General features: G+C 64.3%; 18 protein-coding genes and 2 rRNA genes. 17 read left to right on the top strand and 3 right to left on the bottom strand.

Annotation, left to right across the window (positions count from 1 at the left end; genetic code table 11):
- The first annotated feature begins 231 nt into the window (after positions 1–231).
- The 6 genes from U5N23_RS26370 to U5N23_RS26395 all read left to right on the top strand — a co-directional run bounded on the left by U5N23_RS26370 (position 232) and on the right by U5N23_RS26395 (position 7,282).
- Positions 232–3,110: ribosomal RNA gene (locus tag U5N23_RS26370) — 23S ribosomal RNA — on the top strand.
- A gap of 138 nt (positions 3,111–3,248) precedes the next feature.
- Positions 3,249–3,361: ribosomal RNA gene (gene rrf / locus U5N23_RS26375) — 5S ribosomal RNA — on the top strand.
- A gap of 141 nt (positions 3,362–3,502) precedes the next feature.
- Entirely contained in the window at positions 3,503–4,255 is a 753-nt protein-coding gene (locus tag U5N23_RS26380) for a 16S rRNA pseudouridine(516) synthase (protein WP_322595676.1), read from the top strand.
- Positions 4,256–4,395: 140 nt separating this feature from the next.
- The gene (locus U5N23_RS26385) at positions 4,396–5,397 is read left to right on the top strand and encodes a YncE family protein (RefSeq protein ID WP_322595677.1); all 1,002 of its coding nucleotides are present in this window, start codon (positions 4,396–4,398) and stop codon (positions 5,395–5,397) included.
- A gap of 85 nt (positions 5,398–5,482) precedes the next feature.
- Positions 5,483–6,232 (top strand): polysaccharide deacetylase family protein, encoded by a 750-nt coding sequence (locus U5N23_RS26390; protein ID WP_322595798.1) that lies wholly within the window; start codon positions 5,483–5,485, stop codon positions 6,230–6,232.
- A gap of 51 nt (positions 6,233–6,283) precedes the next feature.
- A complete protein-coding gene (locus U5N23_RS26395; protein WP_322595678.1) occupies positions 6,284–7,282 on the top strand; it encodes a sterol desaturase family protein in 999 nt (332 codons plus the stop codon).
- Here the strand turns inward: U5N23_RS26395 and U5N23_RS26400 are convergent.
- Positions 7,279–8,181: a LysR family transcriptional regulator gene (locus U5N23_RS26400; RefSeq protein ID WP_322595679.1), complete on the bottom strand. Its 903-nt coding sequence runs from the start codon at positions 8,179–8,181 to the stop codon at positions 7,279–7,281. The two genes, U5N23_RS26395 and U5N23_RS26400, sit on opposite strands and share 4 nt — an antisense overlap.
- 263 nt (positions 8,182–8,444) lie before the next feature.
- On the opposite strand from U5N23_RS26400, the gene U5N23_RS26405 reads away from it, so the two are divergent.
- From U5N23_RS26405 to U5N23_RS26440, 8 genes are all read left to right on the top strand, one after another.
- Positions 8,445–9,449, top strand: a complete 1,005-nt coding sequence (locus U5N23_RS26405) for a bile acid:sodium symporter family protein (RefSeq protein ID WP_322595680.1) — start codon at positions 8,445–8,447, stop codon at positions 9,447–9,449.
- Positions 9,450–9,694: 245 nt separating this feature from the next.
- Positions 9,695–10,663, top strand: a complete 969-nt coding sequence (locus U5N23_RS26410; protein WP_322595681.1) for an EI24 domain-containing protein — start codon at positions 9,695–9,697, stop codon at positions 10,661–10,663.
- Entirely contained in the window at positions 10,660–11,487 is an 828-nt protein-coding gene (locus U5N23_RS26415) for a competence/damage-inducible protein A (protein ID WP_322595682.1), read from the top strand. Before U5N23_RS26410 ends, U5N23_RS26415 begins: the two co-directional genes overlap by 4 nt.
- A 174-nt stretch (positions 11,488–11,661) precedes the next feature.
- Positions 11,662–13,077, top strand: a complete 1,416-nt coding sequence (glnA, locus tag U5N23_RS26420) for a type I glutamate--ammonia ligase (RefSeq protein WP_322595683.1) — start codon at positions 11,662–11,664, stop codon at positions 13,075–13,077.
- Positions 13,078–13,345: 268 nt separating this feature from the next.
- Positions 13,346–13,858, top strand: a complete 513-nt coding sequence (locus U5N23_RS26425; protein ID WP_322595684.1) for a hypothetical protein — start codon at positions 13,346–13,348, stop codon at positions 13,856–13,858.
- Positions 13,859–13,934: 76 nt separating this feature from the next.
- Positions 13,935–14,957, top strand: a complete 1,023-nt coding sequence (gene glnL / locus U5N23_RS26430) for a nitrogen regulation protein NR(II) (protein WP_322595799.1) — start codon at positions 13,935–13,937, stop codon at positions 14,955–14,957.
- Positions 14,958–14,997: 40 nt separating this feature from the next.
- A complete protein-coding gene (gene ntrC, locus U5N23_RS26435) occupies positions 14,998–16,620 on the top strand; it encodes a nitrogen regulation protein NR(I) (protein WP_322595685.1) in 1,623 nt (540 codons plus the stop codon).
- A gap of 131 nt (positions 16,621–16,751) precedes the next feature.
- Complete coding sequence (locus U5N23_RS26440; protein WP_322595686.1) at positions 16,752–17,237, top strand: GFA family protein; 486 nt, start codon at positions 16,752–16,754, stop codon at positions 17,235–17,237.
- A 30-nt stretch (positions 17,238–17,267) separates the two neighbouring features.
- On the opposite strand, the gene U5N23_RS26445 is transcribed toward U5N23_RS26440, so the two are convergent.
- Positions 17,268–17,942 (bottom strand): hypothetical protein, encoded by a 675-nt coding sequence (locus U5N23_RS26445; RefSeq protein WP_322595687.1) that lies wholly within the window; start codon positions 17,940–17,942, stop codon positions 17,268–17,270.
- A gap of 5 nt (positions 17,943–17,947) precedes the next feature.
- Entirely contained in the window at positions 17,948–18,652 is a 705-nt protein-coding gene (locus U5N23_RS26450) for a class I SAM-dependent methyltransferase (RefSeq protein ID WP_322595688.1), read from the bottom strand.
- 111 nt (positions 18,653–18,763) lie between these two features.
- Between U5N23_RS26450 and U5N23_RS26455 the strand changes: the two genes are divergently transcribed.
- Genes U5N23_RS26455 through U5N23_RS26465 form a run of 3 tightly spaced genes read left to right on the top strand, consistent with a single transcriptional unit; the run spans position 18,764 to position 19,976 of the window.
- Positions 18,764–19,285 (top strand): AraC family transcriptional regulator, encoded by a 522-nt coding sequence (locus U5N23_RS26455; RefSeq protein ID WP_322595689.1) that lies wholly within the window; start codon positions 18,764–18,766, stop codon positions 19,283–19,285.
- Complete coding sequence (locus U5N23_RS26460; RefSeq protein WP_322595690.1) at positions 19,282–19,728, top strand: VOC family protein; 447 nt, start codon at positions 19,282–19,284, stop codon at positions 19,726–19,728. The genes U5N23_RS26455 and U5N23_RS26460 overlap by 4 nt, the downstream gene beginning before the upstream one ends.
- Positions 19,725–19,976: a hypothetical protein gene (locus U5N23_RS26465; RefSeq protein WP_322595691.1), complete on the top strand. Its 252-nt coding sequence runs from the start codon at positions 19,725–19,727 to the stop codon at positions 19,974–19,976. The genes U5N23_RS26460 and U5N23_RS26465 overlap by 4 nt, the downstream gene beginning before the upstream one ends.
- The last annotated feature ends 4 nt before the right edge of the window (positions 19,977–19,980 follow it).

Below are 19,980 nucleotides of genomic sequence, written 5' to 3' on the forward strand. Positions count from 1 at the left end.
AGTTGCCAGCGGAAACTGCACATTCGTAAAGGTTTAGTGCAGACCGTGCCGCTAGCAACAAGAATTTTTGATTGCGTCAAAACGAATATTCAAACCTAGTTTGAAATTCTTAAGTAATACGATGACAACCTGAAAGGGTTGAAGTTGTTTACGGCATAACGCGTCAGGTGAAAGACCTGGCAAGTCCTTGAAGATTACGGCGATATCTTGAAAGAGATGTCAAAGTTATAGGGTCAAGTGACTAAGAGCATGTGGTGGATGCCTTGGCGATTACAGGCGACGAAAGACGTGATAGCCTGCGATAAGCTTCGGGGAGCTGGCAAATAAGCTTTGATCCGGAGATTTCTGAATGGGGAAACCCACCTCGCAAGAGGTATCGCATGATGAATACATAGTCATGCGAGGCGAACCGGGTGAACTGAAACATCTCAGTAGCTCGAGGAAAAGACATCAACCGAGATTCCGAAAGTAGTGGCGAGCGAAATCGGAAGAGCCTTCTAGTGATAGCACGACTGTTAGCAAAGCGGAATGGAAAGTCCGGCCATAGTGGGTGATAGCCCCGTATGCGAAAACAGACGTGTGGTACTAAGCTGGAGAAAAGTAGGGCGGGACACGAGAAATCCTGTCTGAATATGGGGGGACCATCCTCCAAGGCTAAATACTCGTAATCGACCGATAGTGAACCAGTACCGTGAGGGAAAGGCGAAAAGAACCCCGGGAGGGGAGTGAAATAGATCCTGAAACCGCATGCTTACAAAAAGTAGGAGCCCGCAAGGGTGACTGCGTACCTTTTGTATAATGGGTCAGCGACTTACATTCAGTGGCAAGGTTAACCGAATAGGGAAGCCGTAGAGAAATCGAGTCCGAATAGGGCGAATCAGTCGCTGGGTGTAGACCCGAAACCAAGTGATCTATCCATGGCCAGGATGAAGGTGCCGTAACAGGTACTGGAGGTCCGAACCGACTAGTGTTGCAAAACTAGCGGATGAGCTGTGGATAGGGGTGAAAGGCTAAACAAACTTGGAAATAGCTGGTTCTCTCCGAAAACTATTTAGGTAGTGCCTCAAGTATTACCGTCGGGGGTAGAGCACTGTTTAGGCTAGGGGGTCATGGCGACTTACCAAACCTATGCAAACTCCGAATACCGACGAGTACAGCTTGGGAGACAGAGCACCGGGTGCTAACGTCCGGACTCAAGAGGGAAACAACCCAGACCGCCAGCTAAGGTCCCTAAAATTGGCTAAGTGGGAAACGAAGTGGGAAGGCTAAAACAGTCAGGATGTTGGCTTAGAAGCAGCCATCATTTAAAGAAAGCGTAATAGCTCACTGATCGAGTCGTCCTGCGCGGAAGATGTAACGGGGCTAAGCCAGTTACCGAAGCTGCGGATGTGCAATTTATTGCACGTGGTAGGAGAGCGTTCTGTAGGCCTGTGAAGGTGTCTGGTAACGGATGCTGGAGGTATCAGAAGTGCGAATGCTGACATGAGTAGCGTTAAAGGGGGTGAAAAGCCCCCTCGCCGTAAGCGCAAGGTTTTCTACGCAACGTTCATCGGCGTAGAGTGAGTCGGCCCCTAAGGCGAGGCAGAGATGCGTAGCTGATGGGAAACAGGTCAATATTCCTGTACCGATCAATAGTGCGATGTGGGGACGGAGAAGGTTAGCTCAGCCAACTGTTGGATATGTTGGTTCAAGCCTGTAGTCGTGCCTGGTAGGCAAATCCGCCGGGCTTAGATGAGGGGTGATAACGAGTCTGCTTGCAGACGAAGTGAGTGATACCCTGCTTCCAGGAAAAGCCACTAAGCTTCAGCTATTGACGACCGTACCGCAAACCGACACTGGTGCGCGAGATGAGTATTCTAAGGCGCTTGAGAGAACTCAGGAGAAGGAACTCGGCAAATTGATACCGTAACTTCGGGAGAAGGTATGCCCCAAGTAGGTGAACTCGAACAGAGGGAGCCCAACGGGGTTGCAAAAAATCGGTGGCTGCGACTGTTTAATAAAAACACAGCACTCTGCAAACACGAAAGTGGACGTATAGGGTGTGACGCCTGCCCGGTGCTGGAAGATTAAATGATGGGGTGCAAGCTCTTGATTGAAGTCCCAGTAAACGGCGGCCGTAACTATAACGGTCCTAAGGTAGCGAAATTCCTTGTCGGGTAAGTTCCGACCTGCACGAATGGCGTAACGATGGCCACACTGTCTCCTCCTGAGACTCAGCGAAGTTGAAATGTTTGTGATGATGCAATCTCCCCGCGGAAAGACGGAAAGACCCCATGAACCTTTACTGTAGCTTTGTATTGGACTTTGAACAGATCTGTGTAGGATAGGTGGGAGGCTTTGAAGTGATGTCGCTAGATGTCATGGAGCCAACGTTGAAATACCACCCTGGTGTGTTTGAGGTTCTAACCTAGGTCCATTATCTGGATCGGGGACAGTGCATGGTAGGCAGTTTGACTGGGGCGGTCTCCTCCCAAAGCGTAACGGAGGAGTTCGAAGGTACGCTAGTTACGGTCGGACATCGTGACGATAGTGCAATGGCATAAGCGTGCTTAACTGCGAGACTGACAAGTCGAGCAGATGCGAAAGCAGGACATAGTGATCCGGTGGTTCTGTATGGAAGGGCCATCGCTCAACGGATAAAAGGTACTCTGGGGATAACAGGCTGATACCGCCCAAGAGTTCATATCGACGGCGGTGTTTGGCACCTCGATGTCGGCTCATCTCATCCTGGGGCTGTAGCCGGTCCCAAGGGTATGGCTGTTCGCCATTTAAAGAGGTACGTGAGCTGGGTTTAAAACGTCGTGAGACAGTTTGGTCCCTATCTTCCGTGGGCGCTGCAGATTTGAGGAAGCCTGCTCCTAGTACGAGAGGACCGGAGTGGACACACCTCTGGTGTATCGGTTGTCACGCCAGTGGCATTGCCGAGTAGCTAAGTGTGGAAGAGATAACCGCTGAAAGCATCTAAGCGGGAAACTCGTTTCAAGATGAGATCTGCCGGGGCCTTGAGCCCCCTGAAGAGTCGTTCAAGACCAGGACGTTGATAGGTCAGGTGTGGAAGCGCAGTAATGCGTTAAGCTAACTGATACTAATTGCTCGTGCGGCTTGACCCTATAACTTTGATAGCGCGTAATGTGCTTCAATGATTGTTATGCCAAGTTGACGCAGTCAAAAATACAAAAATCTAATCTGATTCCATACTCTATGAATTCGTTGTCTTGACCTAAACACCAAGACAACACCCAGTTATGCCTGATGACCATAGCAAGTTGGTACCACTCCTTCCCATCCCGAACAGGACAGTGAAACGACTTTGCGCCGATGATAGTGCGGGTTCCCGTGTGAAAGTAGGTCATCGTCAGGCTCTTACAGCCCCAATCCCCCTCAGTCCCCAAAGGACTGGGGGGTTTTGCGTTTGGGGAGGCGAAAAGCAGCCGCTGCCAGGCAGAGGCCAGTTTTACCCCATCCGGATCTCCCCACCTTCATTCACCTGATTGCCACCGCCATGCAGCTGCAAGACATTCTGTATTCCCAGGGATTTGGAACCCGGCGCGTGTGCGCCGGATTGGTGCAGCAGGGTTGGGTGGCAGTGAGCACCACCGGCGTGCAGGGTGAGTACCTGCCCTGCACCGAGGCCGCAGCCGATTTCGACCCCGAGGGCCTGCAGCTGCGCGTGCAGGGCGTGGACTGGCCGTACTACGAGAAGGCCTATGTGCTGCTGCACAAGCCCGCGGGCACCGAGTGCTCGCAAAAGCCCTCGACCTACCCGAGCATCTACACGCTGTTGCCCGCGCCGCTGCGCCAGCGGCCGAGCAAGACGGCGGTGCAGGGCATCCAGGCCGTGGGTCGGCTGGACCAGGACACCACCGGCATGCTGCTGCTCAGCGATGACGGCCAGTTCATCCACCGCATGAGCTCGCCCAAGAAGCATGTGCCCAAGGTCTACCAGGTCACCACCAAGCACCCTGTGGACGAAGCCCAGGTGAACAAGCTGCTCGCCGGCGTGGTGCTCGACGACGATCCCAAGCCAGTGCGTGCCGCAGCCTGTGCGCTGGTGGACACGCACCGTCTGGACCTGACCCTGACCGAAGGCAAGTACCACCAGGTCAAGCGCATGCTGGCCGCCGTGGGCAACCGTGTGGAAGGCCTGCACCGCTCGCAGATCGGCAGCATGCCGTTGCCGGCGGATCTGGCGCCCGGTCAATGGAGATGGCTCGGCGCGGACGACCTCAAGTTGCTGACCCTGGCGCCCGCCTGAGTCAACCCTCTGGCAGCACCATCCAGGCGCTGCCTTCCTGACCCCATCGGTCTTCCTGTGCAGATGTTACGCATTGCACCGCAGGTGTCGGGACTGCCGGCGCTACACTTGCAGACTGTCCTGAAAGTGCTTGGTTGTCCGTGAAGATTTTCTCTCCCGTGCGCGCGTGCGCCGCCCTGGCTGGCTTGGCCTTGCTGTGGGGCGCCAGCGTGATGGCCGCGCCTGCAGCGGTGCCTGCGCCACCGATTTTTGTGCTGAACTCGCTGGAGGCCAACGTCAGTGTGATCGACCCGCTGACCTGGACGGAGACCGCGCGCATCCCCACCGGCAAGGAGCCGCACCACCTGTACCTCACGCCCGACGAGCGCTCGCTCATCGTGGCCAATGCGCTCGGTGACACGCTGACCTTCCTGGACCCGCGCACGGCCCAGGTGCAGCGCACGGTGCGTGGCATCGTCGATCCCTACCACCTGCGCTTCACGCCCGACATGAAGTGGCTGATCACGGCCGCCAACCGGCTCAACCATGTGGACTTCTACCGCTGGGACGGCAAGGAGCCCACCCTGGTGACGCGCGTGAACACCGCGCGCACGCCGAGCCACATGTGGATCGACAGCCGCAGCACCACAGTCTATGTGTCCATGCAGGACAGCGACGAGCTGGTGGCCATCGACATCGCCACCCAGGTGGTGAAGTGGCGCCTCAAGACCGGGCCCATGCCAGCCGACGTGTACGGCAGCCGCGACGACAAGCATGTGTTCGTCGGCCTGACGGGCAGCGACAGTGTCGAGGTGTTCGACGTCTCGGGCCGCGAGCCGCGCAGCATCCGGAAGATCAAGACCGGCAATGGGGCGCATGCCTTCCGCGCCACCGGCGACGGCAAGCACCTGTACGTGAGCAACCGCGTGGCCAACTCGATCAGCAAGATCGACATGGCCTCCATGGCCGTGGTGGACAGCTACCCCGTGCCCGGCGGTCCCGATTGCATGGAGGTCTCGGCCGATGGCCGATTCATCTACGTCAGTTCGCGCTGGGCGCGCAAGCTCTCCGTGGTCGACACCGAGGCGAAGAAGGTCGTGCGCCAGGTGCCCGTGGGCAAGTCCCCGCACGGTGTCTGGACGCTGCAGCACGCCCCCCGGTAATTGCGGCATGCGACCCCCGTCCTCGCCACGCTGGTTCCTGAAGGCGGTGCTGCCGCTGGCCCTGTTCGCCAGCCTGCCTGCCGCGATGGCGCAAGGCAGCGTCACCGGCCAGGCCGGCAATTGCACGAAACCCGTCTACCTGACCCTGGACACGGGCCACATGGAGGTGGCCCCGCTCATGGCCGAGGTGCTCAAGCGCCAACAGGTGCAGGTGACGTTTTTCGCGGCGCAGGAGCGCACCAAGGAGGGCGATGGCAGCCTGGGCGAGCACTGGGCCCCCTGGTGGCGCGCCCGTGTGGCCGAAGGCCATGCCTTTGCCTCCCACACCTGGGACCACACCTACTGGCGCGCCGACCTGGGCACCGCCTCCAAGCCCTCCTTCAAGGTGCGCCCTTCGGCCGGCCCGCGCGCAGGGCAGGATTTCACGATGACGGCGGCCGAATACTGCGCCGAGATCACCAAGGCCGCCGACCGGCTGCAGGCCATCACCGGGCAAAAGCCCATGCCTTTGTTTCGCGCACCGGGTGGCAAGACCTCGCCCCAACTGCTGGCTGCCGCCAAGGCCTGTGGCTACACCCACGTGGGCTGGTCGCCTGCGGGCTTTCTGGGCGACGAGCTGTCCACCGCGCAGGCCAGCAACGATGCGCTGCTGCGCAAGGCGCTGCGCGACATCCGTGCGGGCGACATCCTGCTGGCGCACCTCGGGATCTGGTCGCGCACGGACCCCTGGGCGCCCGCAGTGCTGGAGCCGCTGATCGTGGGCCTGAAAGAGCGGGGTTTCTGCTTTCGGACACTGCGCGAGCATCCGGACTACGCTACAAAGACCGTGCGGTGATGCCGGGCGGCAACCGCCTATCAGTCGACAGCAACAGGAGCAGGGAGCGGTATGGAGTGGTTGAGCTCGGTATTCGACGGTGCGCAGCAATGGCTGTTCGAGACCGTGGTGCAGCCGCTGATGTTCGCGGGCGGCCTGGGCAATCTGCTGGAGGACGGCTATGACGCCACCGGCTGGCTGTTGGTCGGCCTGCTGCAGCTGGCAGTGATCATCGCCATCATTGGTCCCATCCAGCGCTGGCGCCCGGTGGAGCCGGTGACCAACCGCGCCACCATCCGCACCGATATCCTCTACACCCTGCTGCACCGGCTGGGCCTGTTCCGTGTGGGCCTGTTCTTTGCCATCGACCCGCTGATGGACGCGCTGTTCGGCGCGGCGCGCATGTCGGGCATCAGCACCTTCCACCTCGACGGTATCTGGCCCGGCGTGACCGATGTGGCCTGGGTCAGCCTGCTCATGTACCTGGTGGTGTTCGACTTCGTGGACTACTGGATCCACCGTGGCCAGCACCATTTCGAATGGTGGTGGAAACTGCATTCCCTGCACCACGCGCAGCAGCAGATGACGATGTGGAGCGACAACCGCAACCACCTGCTCGACGACATTCTGCGCGACACCCTCCTGATGGTGGTGGCCCAGCTCATCGGCGTGGCGCCGGGGCAGTTCGTGGCCATCGTGGCCATCACGCAGCTGAGCGAAAGCTTCCAGCATGCCAATGTGCGCCTGTGGTTCGGCCGCCTGGGTGAGCGTCTGTGGGTGAGCCCCCGCTTTCACCGGCTGCATCACAGCATCGGCATCGGGCACGAAACCATCAAGCCGGCGGCTGCGGGAGAGAAGGCGCCACGCGTGGTGCTGGGCGGCCACAACTTCGGCGTGCTGCTGCCCTGGTGGGACATGCTGATGCACACCGCCAACTTCGAGCAGCGCTACGACCCCACGGGCGTGCGCGACCAGGTCGAGCCCGGGCCCGACGGCCGCACGCGCGACTATGGCCGTGGCTTCTGGTCGCAGCAATGGCGCGGGGTGCTGCGGCTGGTGGGCAAGGCTTAACCCCGCCCGGCCGCCACGTCGCGCACCAGCCCCCAGGCCACTTCGGCCACGGGCGCCAGGGCGCGGTTGGCCCGCCGCACCAGCACGATGGCCCGCTCCACGCGGGGTGTGAGTGGTCGCACCTCCAGGCCCTGAAGCCCCGCAGGTGGCAGGGCCAGCGTGGGCACCACCGAGATGCCCAGGCCCGCGTCCAGCATGCGGAAGATGGTGGTCACATGGCCGACTTCCTGGGCCACGGGCGCCTGCACGCCGTGCTGGCGCAGCGCTTCGTCGATCAGCCGGCGGCTGCCCGAGGCATGGTCGAGCAGCACCAGCGGCTCACCGGCCAGGGCGGCCCAGCGCACGCTGCGCTGGCGCGCCAGCCGGTGCGTGGGTGGGCAGACTAGGCAAAAGGGCTCGGACAGGATGGGCTCGGCGTGCAGCTCATCGCTGCGCCCTGGCTCCGGCTCGATCACCACGCCGAAATCCACCTCGCCCGAGAGCACGCTGGCCAGTGCATCGTGCTGCATGCGGTCCAGCAGCAGCAGTTCCAGCCCCGGGTGCTCCTGCCGGCAGCGCGCAATGCATTCGGGCAGCAGGTTGGCTGACAGGGTGGGGCTGCTGGCCACGCGCACCCGGCCCTGGCGCTGCGTGGCCAGGCCACGCACATCGAGCAGCACGCTGTCCAGGTCTTCCAGCACGCGCGCCAGGCGCACGGCCAGGCTGCGGCCCGCCTCGGTCAGCACCACCTCGCGCGTGGTGCGGTCCAGCAGCTTGATGCCCAGGTGCTGCTCCAGCTCGGTCACGCAGCGGCTCACGGCGGGCTGGGTCAGGCCGATCTGGTCGCCCGCGCGCGTGAAGCTGCTGTGCAGCGCCACGGCCTGGAAGACGCGCAGTTGGCGCAAACTAGGGTGTGCCATGGCCTATTTCCCCTTCGCGCGGGCCATGGCGTGGGGATGGATGCGCGAAGCGCGGCGCAGCCCATGGCGGGCCATGGGCAAGCCGTGCGACAAAGCAGACGCCGCACGCCGTGGGCCGCGCGTGGGGAAATAGGCCATGGCACACCCTTGATTCATGAGGATTCATTATAAATTCATCAAATCAATCCATTTCTCTTGGGGTGGCAAACACGGTCCAATCGGTGCCTACCGTTTCTCACAGGGCTCCACGCCCCCTTGTTTCCATGGCCCGCTCCCGCCTGCTTCCCGACAATTTCACGCTCTACCTCGTCGCTACGGTCATCGCCGCCAGCCTGTTGCCGGCCTCCGGCGGCTTCGCCAAGGCGCTGGAGGTGGCCACCACCGTGGCCGTGAGCCTGCTGTTCTTCCTGCACGGGGCCAAGCTCTCGCGGGAGGCCATCCTGGCCGGCATCGGCCACTGGCGCCTGCACCTGGTGGTGGTGGCCAGCACCTTCATGCTGTTCCCGCTGCTGGGCTGGGCGCTGCGCCCGGTGCTGGAGCCGCTGGTCACGCGCGACCTGTACACCGGCATCCTCTACCTGTGCGCGCTGCCGGCCACGGTGCAGTCGGCCATCGCCTTCGTCTCCATGGCGCGCGGCAACATCCCTGCGGCCGTGTGCAGCGCCTCGGCGTCCACGCTGCTGGGGGTGGCCTTCACGCCGCTGCTGGTGGGCCTGCTCATGTCGCAGAACGCGGCCATGGGCGACCCGCTGGCCGCCATGGGGCGCATCGGCGTGCAACTGCTGCTGCCGTTTGCCATCGGCCACCTGCTGCGCCCCTGGATCAGCGGCTTTTTGCAGCAGCGCGCGTCCGTCATGAAGGGGGTGGACCAGGGCTCCATCCTGCTGGTGGTGTATGCCGCCTTCAGCCATGCCGTCATCGACGGCCTGTGGTCCCAGGTGCCCCCCATGGCCCTGGCCGGCCTGCTGGCCGTGTGCGCGGTGCTGCTGGCGCTGGTGCTCACCCTCACCACCTGGAGCGCGCGGCGCATGGGTTTCTCGAAGGAGGACGAGATCACCATCGTCTTCTGCGGCTCCAAGAAGAGCCTGGTGAGCGGCGTGCCCATGGCCAACGTGCTGTTTGCCGCCAACGTGGCCGGTGCCATCGTGCTGCCGCTGATGCTGTTCCACCAGATGCAGCTCATGGTCTGCGGCGTGCTCGCGCAGCGCTATGCGCGGCGCGGGCTGGATGCCGGCAAAGCACCGGGCGCCCAGCCCGAACAGGCCTGAAGTGAAACACCCCCTGAGTCGCTTCGCGCCTTCCCCCTCTCTCGACTCGCTGCGCGACTCGGGAGGGGGACGCCCCCAGCGCGGCGGGGCGGCCCTTGCGCGGGGGCACTGGCCTTAGCCGCGCCAGTTCCATGCGTCGCGGGTGGCGCGCAGCGCAATGGACAACTAGATGTAACGGGCACAGAGGGAACTCGCGCAACTGCCGGGCGGTGCAGGGTTTCATCAAGAGCGGCGAGGCTCGCGGTATGCTCACGCGCATGGGACTACTGCTGGACTCTTTCTGGCGCGCTGCGGCGTACTGCATGCGCCCCCGCGTCATCCTCCTGTCGCTGCTGCCATTGCTGCTGATGGCGGCGCTGGCATTCGGCCTGGGCTACTTCTACTGGGACGTGGCGGTGCAGAGCATGCACTCACTTCTGGATGCCTCGCCCATGCTCAAGAATTTCTGGGGCTGGCTCGAAGGCTGGGGCCTGGGCAGCGTGGTCTCGGCGCTCGCCCCCATGATGGTCATCCTGGCGGCCACACCGGTGCTGGTCGTGGTCTCGCTGCTGCTCGTGGCGGTGCTCATGACCCCCGCGCTCGTGACCCTGGTCGCCGAGCGGCGCTTTCCCGAGCTCGCGCGCAAGAAGGGCGGCTCCTTCTTCGCCAGCGTGGCCTGGTCCGTAGGCTCCACGGTGATGGCGCTGGTGGCGCTGGTGGTGTCCGTGCCGCTGTGGCTGGTGCCCCCGCTGGTGCTGGTGCTGCCGCCGCTGATCTGGGGCTGGCTCACCTACCGCGTGATGGCCTTCGACGCGCTGGCCGAACACGCCAGCAAGGAGGAGCGCAAGCGCCTGTTCGAGCGCCACCGTGCCAGCCTGCTGGGCATCGGCATCATCACCGGCTACCTGGGGGCGGCGCCCAGCATCGTCTGGGCCTCGGGTGTGCTGTTCGTGGCGGCGTTTGCCATCCTGGTGCCGCTGGCGATCTGGATCTACATGCTGGTGTTCGCGTTTTCGTCGCTGTGGTTCACGCATTTCTGCCTGGCGGCGCTGCAGGAGCTGCGCGAGGACGATGTCCGCGCCACCATGCCCGCGCCCTCGCGACTGCCGCTCGACACACTGGCGCCCCCACCGGCCATCGAAGACCTCACGCCTTCCCCCGCCAGCGCACCCGCGCCTGCGGTGGGCGGCCTGCCGACCCCCGGCGCCCTCCCTACCGATCCCCGCACCCCATGATCCCCACCTTCGGCCTCATCATCGTCGGCGACGAAATCCTCTCGGGCAAGCGTGCCGACAAGCACATGCCCCGGGCCATCGAGCTGCTGGCCGCGCGCGGCCTGACCCTGTCCTATGCGGACTACGTGGGGGACGACCCGGCGCGCATCACGGCCACGCTGCAGCGCGCCTTTGCCTCCGGCGACGTGGTCTTTTCCTGCGGCGGCATCGGGGCCACGCCGGACGACCACACCCGCCAATGCGCCGGCCGGGCCCTGGGCACCGAGCTCGCCCTGCACCCCGAGGCCGAGCGCCTGATCCGCGAGCGCATGCAGGACGTGGCGCGCGAGCAGGGCCTGCCCTACGAGCCCGACCGCCACGACAACCTGCACCGGCTGAACATGGGCATGTTTCCTGTGGGGGCGCGCACCATCCCCAACCCCTACAACAAGATCCCCGGCTTCACCTGCGACAGCCCGGGCAGGGCAGGGGGCGCCGTGCACTTCGTACCGGGCTTTCCCGTGATGGCCTGGCCCATGATCGAATGGGTGCTGGACACCCTGTACGCCGAGCATTTCAACCGCACGCCCCAGACCGAGCACTCGGTGGTGGTTTTCGGCGCCATGGAGGCGTCGCTCACCCCGCTCATGGAGCAGATAGAAAAATCGCACGCCGGGGTGCGGGTGTTCAGTTTGCCCAGCGTGGATCATCCACAATACGGGCGGCACATTGAACTGGGCGTCAAAGGCCCTGCGCAGGCGCTTCCCGCGGCATGGACGGACCTCAAAAATGGACTGCACGAATTTGGTGCAGAACTTGGCCCCGAAATGGTGCGCAACCTGTGATGTGCAATGGGAGCTAATGCAATGCACCAATTATGTGCATCCAACCGTCCTCGCCAGACCCCAGGCCGGGCCGCTGCTCCGCGATAGTGCGGTGATTGCACCCCGCTGGCACGCAAACTGCTTTTATTTCGGCAAATTCTTTTTTCAACAAGCGCTTTTACCCAGGAGAACCTGATGGCCAAGACCGTTGCAGACGTGATGAAGATCGTGAAGGAAAACGAGGTCAAGTTCGTTGACTTCCGTTTTACCGATACCCGGGGCAAGGAACAGCACGTGACCGTGCCGGTTTCGCACTTCGATGAAGACAAGTTCACGTCGGGCCACGCATTTGACGGTTCGTCGGTGGCTGGCTGGAAGGGCATCGAAGCCTCGGACATGCAGCTCATGCCCGACCCCAACACCGCCAACATCGACCCGTTCTTCGAAGAAACCACGCTGTTCCTGCAGTGCGACGTGATCGAACCCGGTGACGGCAAGGCCTACGACCGCGACCCACGCTCCATCGCCAAGCGCGCTGAAGCCTACCTCAAGGCTTCCGGCCTGGGCGACACGGCCTTCTTCGGCCCCGAGCCAGAATTCTTCATCTTCGACGGCGTGCGCTGGTCCAACGAACCCGGCAAGGTCATGTTCGAGATCGAAGAGTACGAAGCCCCCTGGAATTCGGGCGCCAAGCTCGAAGGCGGCAACCGCGGCCACCGTCCCACCGTCAAGGGCGGCTACTTCCCCGTGCCTCCCGTCGACAGCACGCAGGACATGCGCGCTGAAATGTCCCTGATCCTCGAATCCCTGGGCATCCCGGTCGAAGTGTTCCACCACGAAGTGGCAGGCGCTGGCCAGAACGAAATCGGTACCAAGTTCAGCACGCTGGTCGAGCGCGCCGACTGGACGCAGGTCCTGAAGTACGTGGTCTGGAACGTGGCCAACGCCTACGGCAAGACCGCCACCTTCATGCCCAAGCCCTACGCTGGCGACAACGGTTCGGGCATGCACGTGCACCAGTCCATCTGGAAGGACGGCAAGAACCTGTTCGCAGGCGACGGCTACGCCGGCCTGTCGGACTTCGCGCTGTACTACATCGGCGGCATCATCAAGCACGCCCGTGCCCTGAACGCCATCACCAACCCCGGCACGAACTCGTACAAGCGCCTGGTGCCCGGCTTCGAAGCCCCTGTGAAGCTGGCCTACTCGGCCCGCAACCGCTCGGCCTCGATCCGCATTCCTTACGTTGCCAACCCCAAGGGCCGCCGCATCGAAGCGCGCTTCCCCGATCCATCGGCCAACCCTTACCTGGCCTTCTCGGCCCTGATGATGGCCGGTCTGGACGGTGTGGAAAACAAGATCCATCCCGGCGAAGCCGCCACGAAGGACCTGTACCATCTGCCACCCGAGGAAGACAAGCTGGTGCCGACCGTGTGCCACAGCCTGGACCAGGCCCTGGAATACCTCGACAAGGACCGCAGCTTCCTGACCAAGGGTGGCGTGTTCACCGACTCCATGCTCGATGCCTACATCGACCTGAAGATGACCGAAGTGACGCGTTTCCGCATGGCTCCTCACCCTGTCGAGTACGACATGTACTACTCGCTGTAATCCGCCCCATCCGGCGATTACCCCCAAAAGGCGGCGCAAGCCGCCTTTTTTCATGGCGTCGGCACAACACCGGCCACGGAACCAACGCAGGCTGTGGCGCCTCAGTAGGGGATGGGGCGGTGCCTGCAGCCATGCCCCGGGCCCGCCGCCCGCCGCAAGGCGCGGCTTGAAACCCCATTGCCGCTGTATTTGCGCAATTGGCGATGCGGGATGATTGGGGGATACTCACCGGCTGTCCCCTGCATAAGCTGCTGCGCGAGGAATTTCCATGAAGAAGACTGTCACCACCCTGTTGTTGCTTGCCGCCCTGGCCCCCGTTGCTGGCTGGGCGCAGGACCGCATCTACCGCTGTGGCAACGAGTACACGAACAACGCGACCCAGGCCAAGGAGCGTGGCTGCAAGCTGGTCGAAGGCGGCAACGTCACCGTGGTGCAGGGCGCACGCCCTGCCGCAGCTGCGGGCGGCGCCGCCGCGCCCGCCGCTGGCAGCGCCCCGTCTGCGTCGCCGCCGAACGCCCCGCGCGTGAGCAGCAACGACCAGAAGGCCCGCGACTCCGATGCGCGCGCCATCCTCGAGTCCGAGCTGCGCAAGGCCGAGGCGCGCCACGCCGAGCTGGTCAAGGAATACAACGGCGGCGCGCCCGAGCGCAATGCCCTCGATCTGCGCAACCCCCAGCGCTACATGGAGCGCACGGCCGAACTCAAGGCCAGCGTTTCGCGCAGCGAGAGCGATATCGCCGGCATCAAGCGCGAGCTGGGCCGTGTGGCCCCCGCAAATTGATCCGACCCCGCGCGTGAGCACTCCACCCGACAACACCTCCCCATCCGGCACAGAACGCTTCCATTCGCTGGACCTGATGTCCACGCTGGTGGCGGTGCTGCGCGCCGACGGCGCCGTGCAGTTCGCCAACGCCGCGCTGGAAAACACCCTGGGCCTGTCGCGCCGCACGCTGGAGGGGGGCGATTTCTCCACCTTCTTCACCGATCCGGCCCTGCTGCAGACGGCGCTGGCCGGTGCCCGCGTGCAGGACTTCGCCGCGCTGCGCTACGAGGCCAGCCTGAAGCGCGTGCACCAGGACCCCGTGCCCGTGCATGTCAACGTGGCGGCGGCCGAGCAGGCCGGCGAGATCCTGGTGGAGCTGTGGCCGCTGGAGCAACAGGCCCGCCAGGACCGCGAAGAACGCCTGCTCGACCAGGCGCAGGCCAACAAGGAGCTCATCCGCAACCTGGCCCACGAGATCAAGAACCCGCTGGGCGGCATCCGTGGCGCTGCGCAGTTGCTGGAGATGGAGCTCGAGAGCCGCGAGCTCACCGAGTACACCCAGGTCATCATCCACGAGGCCGACCGCCTGCAAAGCCTGGTGGACCGGCTGCTGGCCCCGCACCGCCACCCGCACCTGGTGGGTGACGTCAACATCCACGAAGTGTGCGAGCGCGTTCGCTCGCTGGTGCTGGTCGAATACCCGCACGGGCTGCGCGTGCAGCGCGACTACGACACCTCCATCCCCGAGTTCCGCGGCGACCGGGCGCAGCTCATCCAGGCACTGCTCAACGTGGTTCAAAACGCGGCCCAGGCCCTGGCCGAACGCATTGCCGCAGGCGATGCGGTGATCACCCTGCGCACCCGCGTGGCCCGACAAGTAACGTTTGGTCGCCAGCGCTACCGGCTGGCACTGGAATTGCATGTCATCGACAACGGACCGGGCGTACCCGATGCCATCAAAGAGCGTATTTTCTACCCTCTGGTGTCGGGTCGGGACGGCGGATCGGGGCTGGGACTCACGTTGGCGCAAACCTTCGTACAACGGCACCACGGATTGATCGAATGCGACAGCGTGCCGGGTCGCACCGACTTCCGTATCCTGATCCCCTTGCCCTGAGGTCCCTGACACGCAACCACAGGGAAGGTAAGAAAAAGATATGAAGCCGATCTGGATAGTAGATGACGACCCCTCGATCCGCTTCGTCCTGGAAAAGGCGCTGGCCCGGGAGAACCTGCCCACGCGCAGCTTCACCCATCCGCGCGAAGTGCTCGACGCGCTGGCCGACATCACCGCCGGCGACCCCGCCCGCCAGGGCCCTCAGGTCCTGGTGAGCGACATCCGCATGCCCGGGGGATCGGGCCTGCAACTGCTCGAAAAAGTACGCGAACTGCAGCCCGGCCTGCCCGTCATCATCATGACGGCGTATTCCGACCTGGACAGCGCCGTATCGGCCTTCCAGCGCGGCGCGTTCGAGTACCTGCCCAAGCCCTTCGACCTGCCCAAGGCGGTGGAGCTGATCCGCCGCGCCGTGGAGGAAAGCCAGCGCGAGGAAGTGACCGAAGAGCGCCAGGCCGAAACCCCCGAGATGCTGGGCCAGGCACCCGCCATGCAAGACGTGTTCCGCGCCATCGGCCGGCTCAGCCAGAGCCAGGTCACGGTGCTGATCACCGGAGAGTCGGGCTCGGGCAAGGAACTGGTGGCGCGTGCGCTGCACAAGCATTCGCCGTGTGCGGACGGCCCCTTCGTGGCCATCAACACCGCCGCCATCCCCAAGGACCTGCTTGAATCCGAACTCTTCGGCCACGAGCGCGGTGCCTTCACGGGTGCGCAGACGCAGCGGCGCGGGCGCTTCGAGCAGGCCGAGGGCGGCACGCTGTTCCTCGACGAAATCGGCGACATGCCGTTCGACCTGCAGACGCGCCTCTTGCGCGTGCTGTCGGACGGGCAGTTCTACCGCGTGGGCGGCCACGCGGCCGTGAAGGCCCACGTGCGCGTGATCGCCGCCACCCACCAGGACCTGGAGCGGCGCGTCAAGGAAGGCGGTTTCCGCGAGGACTTGTTCCACCGCCTGAACGTGATCCGCCTGCGCCTGCCCGCGCTGCGCGAGCGCCATGAAGATGTACCCATGCTCACGCGCCACTTCCTGCAGCAGAGCGCGCGCCAGCTCGGCGTGGAGCCCAAGCGCATTGCCGACTCGGCCCTGGTGCGGCTGGAGCAGTTCGCCTTTCCGGGCAACGTGCGCCAGCTCGAAAACATCTGCCACTGGCTCACCGTGATGGCGCCCGCGCAGGTGATCTCGCTGCAGGACCTGCCGCCCGAGGTGCTGGAAGCCCCGGTGTTCCAGGCGCCTGCGCGTGCCGCCGTGGCCGACGGCCACGCTGCGGCGCCACAGCCCGTGATTGCCATGCCCGTGGCCGCCATTGCGCACCCACCCGAAATGGTGGGGGGCCTGCCTGCCGTCGCACCCTCGGCGCCGCAGTACGTGGCCGCCGCGCCGGCTGCTGCCTGGGCTGCCGACACGGCTGCCCCCGCCGTGTCGGCCAGCCCCGTGCTGAGCTGGGAGCAGGCGCTGGAGGCCGAGGCGCAAAAGCTCTTGTCCGGCGGCCAGCCCGAGGTATGGGATGCCCTCACGCGCCGCTTCGAGTCGCGCCTGATCCGCACCGCGCTCGTCGCTACCCACGGCCGCCGCATGGAAGCCGCGCAGCGCCTGGGCATTGGCCGCAACACCATCACCCGCAAGATCCAGGAGCTGGGCCTGGACGCGCCCGACGAGGGCTGAGCGGGCACCGGCCGCGAACCGCAAGCCCCGGGCAGGTGCCCGGGGCTTTTTTGTTTTTTGCGTGGCGTTCCTACAGATGGTGCGCAGCAGCCTGTGTAGCCTGCAGGTTCCCCCACGCTCTGGACGCCCCCATGCACCTCGAAGGCTCCTGCCACTGCCGCGCCGTCCGCTTTTCGCTCGAAGCCGACAGCCCCGTCCCGTTCATGCACTGCCACTGCTCCATCTGCCGCAAGACGGCGGGCGGGGGCGGCTACGCCATCAACCTGGGCGGCGATGCGCGCACGCTCAAGGTCCGGGGCGCCAGGCACCTGGGCACCTACCATGCGGTCATGCGCGAAGGGGGCCAGCGCGCCAAACGCTCCAAGGCCGAGCGCAAGTTCTGCCTGCAATGCGGCAGCGCACTGTGGCTGTGGGATCCGCGCTGGCCCGAGCTGGTCCATCCGCACGCCTCTGCCATCGACACCCCCTTGCCCAAGCCGCCGGAGGTGGTCGAAGGCATGCTCGAGTTCGTCGCCAACTGGGTCGACGTGCCCAAGGGCAAGGGCCACCGGCACTACCAGGCGTTTCCGGACGAGTCACTGGCCGAGTGGCATGAGCGGCGTGGGCTGAAAGGCTGACGCGCAAAGCAGTGCCTGCCGGGCCATGCGTCACCGTCTCTGGTTGCCGACAAAGGTGGTGCCGTACAGCGCCATGAGAATGAGGAACATCACCAGGGGGAACAGGTAGTCGCCGACGCGGTTCTTGTCCTTCAAATACCGTGCTTTGGACTGTTCGTAAGAAACCAGGGTGGTCTGGTCGGTTCGAATCTCGTAGCAGAGTGGAAATCGCTCGTGCATTTTTGTTGCCGACATGAGTACCGTCACAGGCTGTTCCCTCAGCGAGCGCATCAGGGCGAGGTTCTTGGAGTGATCCTGGCTCAGGCAGTTGAGCCCGCTGCTGCCCGCAGCGCAATGGCATTTTTTCAAATTACCGTCACTGGCCTGAACCGTGGTCGCATACCCTTTGCCGTTGGGGCGGATGAAAGGCATCTTGTAGATGCCGCGCACCTCTGTCAGGTCGCTTTTCTCCGGGATTTCCAGCAGGGAAAGCTGCAAAGCCGGAAGAAGGAATGCGACGGCAAGCATCCACCACATCCATCGGAATCTTGCAAAAAGAAGCCACCAGGTGGTGCTGAGTAAATGCCTGTGCATTGCTTGTCGTCGATCATCGGGCTGTGTGGTGCGCGCATCATCGCCCACAGGATCGCCGGGGCAGCTTTCACCCCGCGGAAATGCAAGGCTTCGATTTCTGGAGGGATTCGGATAGCCGGCGTCGGCAGCCACCGTCTTCAGGCCTGCGCCACCCACCCCCGAAACGCCAGTCCCGCATAGAACAGGCGGATGCCGCTGAAGCCGGCCTGCGCGAGCAGCACTTCTTCCTCGTCCGGGCTGAGCAGGGGCAGGGCGGTGTCAATGGCCGTGGCTGCGCGCTGGGCTGCCTCTGCATCCACACCCGAGGCCACGGCGAATGCCGCATAGCGTGCCAGCCACTGGGCGCGCTCCTCGGGCGGTGTCAGTGGAAAACTCAGGTGGGCCGTGACCAGGGGCGCTCCGGGCGCGAGGCGTTGGCGGATGGCCTTCAGGGTGGCCAGCCGTTCGTCCAGCGGAACGAAATGCAAGGTGAGCAGGCAAGTGGCCGCATCGAAGGGCCCTGCAGGTGCCGTGTGCACATAGCCCTGGTGGAAGTCCACGCGCGCAGCCAGCGGCCCGAGCGTGGCCTGCGCCAACTGCAGCATGGGCTCGGACGGGTCCACGCCCACGAAGCGCCAATTGGGCTGAGATTGCGCGAAGACACGCAGTTCGGCGCCGCCGCCTGCGCCGACCACCAGCACCCTGGCCTCGGGCGGCGCACGCTCGGCCAGCAGCACACCGGCCATTTTTTGCAGATCGTCCCAGCCGGGTACGAGGCGGCGGGTGCGGTCGGGGTAGGACGCCACGGCCTGGGGGTCGGCAAACGGGGCGTTCGGGTTGTCATGGGTGGAGGAGGTGGACATGCTGGCCCTTATTAAGTAACTTTTATTGTTGCATATGTGGTGGGGCCACTGCAACCCGCGCGCTTCAAGCCCCTGGGGTCGCCGACAATGGGGCTGTTGACCCGAGGACGCATGAAGCCACCTGCCACGCCCGACACCTCTCCTGCTGCCACCCTGCAGGACCCGGCCCTGCTCAGGCGCCTGCTGCGCGCCAAGGACCGGATGGACGCCGCCTCGCACGAGGCCTGGCCGGTGGCCCGGCTGGCCGAGGTGAGCGGGGTGTCCGAGGCGCACTTCGCGCGCTCGTTCAAGCAGGCCTTTGGCGTGCCACCGCACCGCTACCTGCTCACGCGGCGCATTGAGCAGGCATCGACCCTGCTGCGCGACACCGACCTGCCCATCACCGACATCGCGTTTGCCACGGGCTGGGAGAGCCTGGGCACCTTCGGGCGCATCTTCCGCGACATCACCGGCAAGAGCCCCAGTGTGCTGCGGCGCGATGCCCGGGCCGAGGTGGGGCCGCTGGCCAGCGTGCCGGCCTGTGTCCTCAAGGCCGCGGAGCGGCCGGATCTCACGATCGCAGTTTTGGAGAAGCGCCGGCGCGCGGCGGACGGTAAAAACCGGTCTTCGACAAACCAGGAGATCGAACGATGACGATGACAAGCTTGATGAACCCGCCCACCCAGGGCATTGGTGTGGTGGGCGTGTACGTGGACGACCAGGACGCGGCGCTGGCCTTCTACGTGGACCGGCTCGGCTTTCGCGTGCACACCGATGTGCGCAATGGCGCCTACCGCTGGCTCACGGTGCAGGACCCGGAGCAGCCTTCGTTCCAGCTCGGCTTGTTCACCCCCGGGGCGCCCCTGCACGACGAGGCCACGGCGCAGACCCTGCGCGCCATGGTCGCCAAGGGCGCCATGCCGCCCCTGGTCTGGCATGTGGCCGATTGCCGCGCCACCTGCGCGCAACTGCGCGAGCGCGGCGTGGAGTTCACCCAGGAGCCGGTGGACCGCTATGGCAATGTGGATGCGGGCTTTCGCGACCCGGCCGGCAATGGCTGGAAGGTGATTCAGCGCGCGGCAGGGGCGGCGCGATGAGCGGCGCCGGCAACCGGCTCCGGCAGATCCACCGCTGGGTATCGATCGCCTTCACGCTGACCGTCGTGGCCAACTTCGCGGCCATGGGCCTGGGCCGGGGGGCACCGCCTGCGTGGATCACCTATGCGCCGCTGGCTCCCCTGGCCGTGCTGTTGCTGACGGGGCTCTACCTGTTCGCGCAACCCTACCTGTCCCGCCGGTCCGGCGCGCATGGCGGTGCACCGGTACCCGGTTCACATCCGTTCTAGCCGT

Source organism: Acidovorax sp. (assembly GCF_034519795.1).
Lineage (GTDB): Bacteria > Pseudomonadota > Gammaproteobacteria > Burkholderiales > Burkholderiaceae_C > Acidovorax.